This is a genomic window from Angustibacter speluncae, assembly GCF_054777815.1.
In genome coordinates this window covers 1-6,251 of sequence record NZ_BAAHAF010000090.1, presented here as the reverse complement: position 1 = coordinate 6,251, position 6,251 = coordinate 1, and the positions used below count along the sequence as shown (strand labels likewise).

Genomic DNA, 6,251 nt, shown 5'->3' with positions numbered 1-6,251 from the left:
AGCCGCGTGGTCGAGCCGACCGACCGGGTCGGCGCGCGGGTCGCCGACCGGCTGGGCCCTGCCCGGGCGCTGCGGCACGTGGCGGAGGGCTCGCCGCTGCCCGTCGCCGCGGGCGCCGCGGGCACCGTGCCGGACGACACCTCGCTGGAGGACGCACCCACCGAGGTCGTGCGCGCCGACCGCGCCCGGGTCGTCGCGGCGCTCGCCGAGGCGGCGGACCGCTGGCGGGTGCGGCTCGCCCACACCGACCCTCGCCGCGACGTCGAGGCCGTGCGGGCGCTCGGCGGACGGGTCGTGGTGCCGGGTGACCCCGACTGGCCGCCGGGGCTCGACGACCTGCGCGAGCGACGCCCGGCGTGCCTGTGGGTGCGCGGCGGCGGCGACCTGCGGGCCGACCGCTCGGTCGCGCTGGTCGGGTCCCGAGCGGTGTCCGCCTACGGGCGGCACGTCGCCGGCGACCTGGCGGTCGGCGTCGCGCGGCACGGGCTCGTGGTGGTGTCCGGCGGGGCGTTCGGGGTCGACGCCGCTGCGCACCAGGGCGCGCTCGCGGCCGACGGGCGCACGGTGTGCGTGCTGGCCTGCGGGGTCGACCGCGCCTACCCGCGCGTGCACGAGCGGCTGCTCGCGCAGGTGGCCGTCGACGGGTCGGTCGTGTCCGAGAGCCCGCCGGGCGCCGACCCGACCCGGTGGCGCTTCCTGGAGCGCAACCGGCTGATCGCGGCGCTCGCGGGCGCGACAGTGGTGGTCGAGGCGGCCTGGCGCTCGGGCGCCCTCAGCACCGCGCGCCACGCGGTGCGGATCGGGCGGCCGCTCGGGGCCGTGCCCGGGCCGGTGACCTCCGCGGGCTCGGCCGGGTGCCACCGGCTGCTGCGCGAGGACGGCGCGGTCTGCGTCACCACGGCCGACGAGGTGGTCGAGCTCGCCAGCGCCGTGGGCGAGTTCTACCCGGCGCGGCCGGTGGCGCAGGTGGCCGTGCACGACGAGCTGCAGGGCACCGACCTGCAGGTCTACGAGGCGCTGGCGCCGCGTCGGCGGTGCACGGTGGCCCAGCTGGCGGTGGCGGCCGGCGCCGCGCCGCCCGCGGTGCTGGCCGCGCTCGGGCGGCTCGAGCTGCTCGCCCTCGCCGTCCGCGACCACGACGACGAGGGCCGGCAGGTGTGGCGCCGCGGGCGCGGACGGCTGGGGTGAGCGCCGGGAGGCGCTGCGGCTCAGCCGATCCGGGTGAGGATCCAGTCGTGCAGCCCGCGCACGTCGCCGTAGGTGCCGGGGTGGCCGGGCTTGGCGCAGCCGAAGCCGCCGCTCACCACGCCCACCTGGCGCCACGTGCCGCGCACCGGCACCCACAGCGGACCGCCGGAGTCTCCCTGGCAGGCGTCGCGGCCGCCGGTGTCGAGCCAGCCGGCGCACAGCGTGCTGGGTCCGTGCAGCTCGGGGTAGATGGTCGCGCAGGTCGCGTCGTCGACGACGGGCACCTGCGTCTGGCGCAGCACCCGCGCGTACTTCGGCGTCCCGTACTCCTTGGTGCCCCAGCCGACGACGGTGGCGACCGTGCCCGGCCCCCAGTCGGCGTCCTGCGCGGGTCCGGCCAGCGCCGCGTACGGCCCGGGCAGCGCGCGGTCGAGCCGCAGCAGCGCCACGTCGTAGCGGCCGGCCGCCCACGACTCCTCCCAGCGGTAGCGCGGGTGCGACACGATCCGGGTCACCCCGATCCGCTGCTGCGGCGTGATGTCGGCGAGCTTCCACGCGCCGACCGCCACCTGCACCTCGGCGGGCGCGATGACGCCGCCGTCCTCGGCCTCGACGCAGTGCGCGGCCGTCAGCACCCAGCGGGCGGCCACCAGAGTCCCGCCGCAGAACTGGGCGTCGAAGCCGTTCGCGACGTCGGGCAGCAGCAGCGCCGCCTGCATCGGCCACGCCGACCGCGGGGCGGCCTCGCCGCCGACCACCTGGGTCGTGGGTCCGGTCGCGGGCGCGCTCGGCGCGACGGCCGTGGCGGGCGCGACGCCCGCCCCCACCAGCGCGGTCGCCGCGAGGGCGAGCAGAAGACGGCGGACGGTGGTGGTGCGGCGCACGGGCGCTCCTCGGGTCGTCGTCGCGCCGCCCCGGCGGCGCGATCACGCGGAGTCTGGCACCACCGCGGTCGCCGCGGACAGGCGGTCGCCGCGGACAGGCGGTCGCGCCCGCCACGCCGGGAGCCTGCTTGCCTGCGGCCTCCCCGCGGGCGACGGTGTGCCACATGGACCTGCCCGAGCCCTACGCGCTCGCGCTGGCCGACTTCCAGCGGTTCCTCACCGCCGAGCGGGGCAGGTCGGCGCACACCGCGCGGGCCTACGTCGCCGACGTGAGCCAGCTGCTCGCGCGCGCCGCGGACGACGGGCGGTCGACCCTCGACGAGCTCGACCTCGACCTGCTCCGCGGCTGGCTCGCGGCGATGACCCGCGGGGGCCTGGCCCGGTCGACGATGGCGCGGCGCGCCTCGTCGGCGCGCACCTTCACCTCGTGGGCGTCGCGCACCGGCCGGATGAGCCACGACCCCTCGACCCGGCTCACGGCGCCGAAGCGCGAGCGGCACCTGCCCACGGTGCTGCGGGCCGACCAGGCGGCCGCCCTGCTCGACCTCGCCACGGTCCGCGCCGACGACGGCGACCCCGGGCACCTGCGCGACCGCGCCGCCCTGGAGCTGCTGTACGCCACCGGCATCCGGGTGGCCGAGCTCGTCGGCCTCGACGTCGACGACGTCGACCTCGAGCGGTCGGTGCTGCGGGTCGTCGGCAAGGGCGACAAGGAGCGCACCGTGCCGTTCGGTCTCCCGGCCGGCCGGGCGGTCCGCGACTGGCTCGCGCGCGGGCGCCCGCGCCTGGTCGTCGACGGGTCGGGCCCCGCGCTGCTGCTCGGTCAGCGCGGCCGCCGCTGGGACCAGCGGCAGGTCCGCACCCTGGTGCACGCGCTGCTGCGCGAGTCGGGCACGGGGGTCGACGGTTCGCCGCACGCGCTGCGGCACAGCGCGGCCACGCACCTGCTCGACCGGGGAGCTGACCTGAGAAGCGTCCAGGAGCTGCTCGGTCACGCTAGTCTCGCCACGACACAGGTGTACACACACGTCTCGGTGGAGCGCTTGCGCAGCACGTACCAGCAGGCGCACCCCCGTGCCTGACGCGGAGGGGGTCGCGGTGAGTCGCAGCAGGAACGACCTCGACGACGACGAGCAGCTCGACGTCGACGCGTCCCCGGGCGCGACCGACCCCGACTCGCTCACGGCGCAGGCCGACGCGCTGCTCGCCGCCGCCGACGCCGAGGACAGCGGCGACGAGGCCGACGACGAGCAGGCCGCCGGCGAGGACCCCGCGGCGGCCGCCGAGGCCGCCGCCCTCGACGAGGCGGCCGAGGCCCAGCTGGCCAAGGCCGACAAGGAGGCCGCGGTCCGCGTCCTCTGGGAGGACTTCAAGGCCACGGGCAGCGCCGCCGCGCGCGAGAAGCTGATCCTCAACTACTCGCCGCTGGTGCGGTACGTCGCCAACCGCGTGGGCGTCGGTCTGCCGCCGAACGTCGAGCAGGCCGACCTGGTCTCGTACGGCATCTTCGGCCTGATCGACGCGATCGAGAAGTTCGACCTCGAGCGGGCGATCAAGTTCGAGACCTACGCGCTGTCGCGCATCCGCGGCGCGATCATCGACGAGCTCCGCTCGATGGACTGGATCCCGCGGTCGGTGCGCTCCAAGGCCCGTGAGGTCGAGCGCACGTACGCCGAGCTCGAGACCGAGCTGCACCGCACGCCGACCGAGCCCGAGGTCGCCGCGCGGATGGGCATCCCGCTGCGCGACCTGCACGCGATCTTCAGCCAGGTCTCGTACGTGAACGTCGTCGCGCTCGACGAACTGCTCGGCGGCGCCGCCGGCGCCGAGAAGGGCGAGGGCGGCATGTCCCTCGGCGACACGCTGAAGGACGCCAAGGCCGTCGACCCGGTGATGGCGTTCGAGGGCGAGGAGACGAAGTACCTGCTCGCGCGGGCGATCGACCAGCTGCCCGAGCGCGAGAAGATCGTCGTCACCCTCTACTACTACGAGGGCCTGACCCTGGCCGAGATCGGGTCGGTGCTCGGTGTCACCGAGTCGCGGATCTGCCAGATGCACACCAAGGCGGTGCTGCAGCTGCGCGGCCGCATCGCCGAGGTCAGCTGAGCGCGCGACCTGCCGCGGCGCCGAGCACACACAGGACCACCCCCGCCACCAGGCTGCCGACGGCGTAGCCGGCCGCGGCGCCGGGGCGCCCCCGCTCGACGAGCCGCACCGTCTCGACCGAGAAGGTCGAGTAGGTGGTGAGCGCGCCGCAGAAGCCGGTGCCGACCAGGGCCGTCAGCGCAGACGACGGGTGGTCGAGGGTGCTGCCCGCGACCAGCCCGATGAGCAGCGAGCCGCCGAGGTTGACCACCGCCGTGCCCCAGGGGACGTCGTCGGGTCCGGACCGCAGCCACCACCGCACCAGCAGGTCGACGAGGTAGCGCGTCGGCGCTCCCACGGCGGCACCCGCGACCACGAGCAGCGCCGTCACGGCGTCCGGCCCACGTGACCGTCGCCGTCGCCGAGGACCGTCCGGGTCAGGTGCATCGCGGCCCAGGCGGCGACCACCGGGAGGCCGAGCCCGACCACCACGGCGAGGCCGAGGGTGGCGAGGTGACCGGCGGCCAGGTGCCCCTGCACGTCGAGCACGGCCGCCGAGAACGTCGTCCAGCCGCCAAGGAACCCGGTGCCGACCAGCGGCTGCGCGCGCCGCGACCCGGGCCGGCGGGCCGCGAGCCACGCCAGCAGCGCGCCGAGGGCGGCGGCGCCGGTGACGTTCACGAGCACCGTCGACCAGGCGGGCGCGCCCTCGGACGCGGGGAGGGCCCCGCCGACCGCCCAGCGCCCGAGCGATCCGAGCGCCCCGCCCAGCGCCACCAGCGCCACGAGGTCGGCCCGCTCGCGCAGGAGCGGGCCGAGCGGCGGCCGCGGGTCGGCGGGAGGTGGTGTCACGGTGGGCCGAGGCTACCGGCGCGGTGCGCGCGACCCCCGCGGACGGCAGCAGCACGAAGCGAGGACGACCGAGCAGCGCCAGCGGGTCGAGGTACTGCTCGCCCCGGCGCAGGCCCCAGTGCAGGCACACCGCCCCCGGGCAGTGCCCGCGCTCGGCGGTGACCACCGCGACCTCCTGGCCGCGCGCGACCGCGGTGCCGACCGGCAGCAGCGCCTGCACCGGTTCGTAGCTCGTGCGCAACCCGCCGGTGTGCTCGAGGGTCAGCACCCCGCGGTCGACGACCCGGCCCGCGAACACGACCGTGCCCGCCGACGGGGCGAGCACCGGTGCCCCGACGGCGGTCGCGAGGTCGACGCCGCGGTGGCCCGGCAGCCACGGCGACGGCAGGACCGCGAACCGGCGGACCACCTCCGGGGGGCCGGACGCCCCGGCGAGCGGCCAGGACCACCCCTGCCCGGCCGGGCTCTCACCGGGACGCCCGGTCCCGGACCCGGCGGCGGGGGAGCCGTCCGCCGGGCCCGGGGTGGTCAGCAGGCCGGCGAGCAGCGCCGGCGCTGCCAGCCGCCACGCCCGCCGTCCCCGGTCCCTGCCCACGCCACCACCGTGGTCGCCGCGGCGGGCGCCCGCCACGGCCGTGCGCCCGGCTGTGGACGACGACCCCCTCCGGCCGCCCTGTGGACGACGCGAGGTCGCAGCAGGATCAGCCGTCCTCGGGGAGCGCCGTCACGACCAGGTTGTCGTCGTAGCTGCGGCGCAGCGGGTCGAACCGCCCGGTGCAGGTGATCAGGACGAGCCGGTGGGCGCCGGTCTGGTCGAGCGCCTCGCCCGCCGTCGCCAGCGCCTCCTTGGGGACGGCCTCGACCGACGACACCCGGTAGCGCGCGCTGCCGCCCTCGCCCTCCACCGTGACGACGTCGCCCGGCACCGCGGACAGCAGCCCGGCGAGGACCCCGAGCCCCTGCGCGGCCGAGTCGACGTGGCCCGCGACCACGGTCGAGCCGTAGGGGTCGCCGACCAGCGCGCTGCCGTCCCACCAGCCCACCCGGTCGACCTGCTCCGGCACCTCGAGGACGCCGTCCCGGGTCGACGCCGGCTCGACCGGCGCGCGGCTGCCGTCGGGCAGCACGACCGCGGTGGGGACGAAGGTGGTGCGGGCGCCCGGCGCCTCGCGGCCCTGCCGGGCCGGGGGCGGTGCCGACGCGGCGCGCACGCCGCGGAGGTGCTCGCGTCCCGACCTGCGC

General features: G+C 77.6%; 7 protein-coding genes and 1 pseudogene. 3 read left to right on the top strand and 5 right to left on the bottom strand.

Going from position 1 to position 6,251, the window contains the following annotated elements; genetic code table 11:
* On the top strand, positions 1–1,188 hold a 1,188-nt coding region (gene dprA / locus ACYVKY_RS11545), incomplete at its 5' end, for a DNA-processing protein DprA (protein WP_460435130.1).
* A gap of 20 nt (positions 1,189–1,208) precedes the next feature.
* Here the strand turns inward: dprA and ACYVKY_RS11540 are convergent.
* On the bottom strand, positions 1,209–2,072 hold the full coding sequence (locus ACYVKY_RS11540; RefSeq protein WP_460435129.1) for a S1 family peptidase: 864 nt from the start codon (positions 2,070–2,072) through the stop codon (positions 1,209–1,211).
* 164 nt (positions 2,073–2,236) lie between these two features.
* Here ACYVKY_RS11540 and ACYVKY_RS11535 point away from each other — a divergent pair, with 164 nt between their 5' ends.
* A complete protein-coding gene (locus ACYVKY_RS11535) occupies positions 2,237–3,154 on the top strand; it encodes a tyrosine recombinase XerC (RefSeq protein WP_460435128.1) in 918 nt (305 codons plus the stop codon).
* Positions 3,155–3,272: 118 nt separating this feature from the next.
* Positions 3,273–4,178, top strand: coding sequence for an RNA polymerase sigma factor WhiG (gene whiG / locus ACYVKY_RS11530; protein WP_460435132.1), 906 nt, complete (start codon positions 3,273–3,275; stop codon positions 4,176–4,178).
* Here whiG and crcB read toward each other — a convergent pair.
* The 4 genes and pseudogenes from crcB to ACYVKY_RS11510 form a co-directional block, all read right to left on the bottom strand.
* A complete protein-coding gene (gene crcB / locus ACYVKY_RS11525) occupies positions 4,171–4,548 on the bottom strand; it encodes a fluoride efflux transporter FluC (protein WP_460435131.1) in 378 nt (125 codons plus the stop codon). The genes whiG and crcB overlap by 8 nt on opposite strands.
* Entirely contained in the window at positions 4,545–5,009 is a 465-nt protein-coding gene (locus ACYVKY_RS11520; protein ID WP_460435127.1) for a fluoride efflux transporter FluC, read from the bottom strand. Before ACYVKY_RS11520 ends, crcB begins: the two co-directional genes overlap by 4 nt.
* A 94-nt stretch (positions 5,010–5,103) precedes the next feature.
* Positions 5,104–5,418: pseudogene (locus ACYVKY_RS11515) on the bottom strand (peptidoglycan DD-metalloendopeptidase family protein); the annotation flags it as partial.
* Positions 5,419–5,710: 292 nt separating this feature from the next.
* The coding region (locus ACYVKY_RS11510; RefSeq protein WP_460435126.1) for a class F sortase at positions 5,711–6,251 on the bottom strand (541 nt) is incomplete at its 5' end.

Excerpts from the sequence above, each read along its gene's own strand:
- ACYVKY_RS11535 (WP_460435128.1), top strand. The coding sequence starts at position 2,237 with ATGGACCTGCCCGAGCCCTACGCGCTCGCGCTGGCCGACTTCCAGCGG.